Here is a 787-nt window from a genome sequence, read left to right on the forward strand (position 1 = left end):
CATGTTCCCCATGCAAATGTCATCCGTCGATTGGCGCCCATCCGGATCCATATTGACGATCGGATTGTTGTTGGCGTAGGCGTATCGATTGAAGCTGTACATGTCACCCGGCACCGGCCCCACTGGGTCGACACTGAGGATGCGCCCCATCGGATCGTAATACCGCGCCTGCATATACACGAGCCCCGTCTCCGGATCGTTCACATGCCCGGTATACCCCGGCCCGTCCGGCGCCGCGCCCACGCTCGTCACCGCCACCCCGTACGGCGTGTACTCGAACCGCTTCGTGATGTGGCCTTGCGCGTCGCTTTCCATCACCGGCGTGCCCTGCGCGTCGGTGTACACGTAGGTCACCGTGCCGGCGTGGGCCACCATGGCCAGCAACCACAGGGCCAGCATGCCCAGGAGGCGTGTGAATGTACTCATGGGGCACCTCCCTGTACCGAGCTCGCTTCAGCCGGCGCCGTCAGCCCGAAATCCGACTGCAGCGTGACCGAGCCGTAACCGCTCCAGCCCGAGCAGCCGGTGGCGTTGCACGCCTTCACCCGGAACTTCACCGACCCGGTCGCGAAGATGATTGAGCTCGCGGAGGTATTGGGGCCGCTGTAGAACGTGTCGCCCACGCTGCTTCCCGGATCGGTCTCCTCCACGGTGTAGCTGGTCGCACCGGCCACCGCGCTCCAGCTGACGGTGACCACCGGCTTGTTGGACGGGCCCGACGCATGCACGCTCGGCGTGCCCGGCACCGCCGGTATCACGCCGACGGCGATCGTCTTGGTCGTGCTCC

1 protein-coding gene and 1 pseudogene are annotated in these 787 nt (G+C 65.6%); both read right to left on the reverse strand.

The window, feature by feature from the left end:
- Positions 1-426 (reverse strand): RHS repeat-associated core domain-containing protein (locus UU7_RS17170; protein ID WP_007810800.1); only part of this gene is annotated, 426 nt, incomplete at its 3' end.
- Positions 423-787: pseudogene (locus UU7_RS18745) on the reverse strand (hypothetical protein); the annotation flags it as partial. The pseudogene UU7_RS18745 and the gene UU7_RS17170, both read right to left, overlap by 4 nt.

It is taken from the genome of Rhodanobacter spathiphylli B39, assembly GCF_000264295.1.
GTDB lineage: Bacteria > Pseudomonadota > Gammaproteobacteria > Xanthomonadales > Rhodanobacteraceae > Rhodanobacter > Rhodanobacter spathiphylli.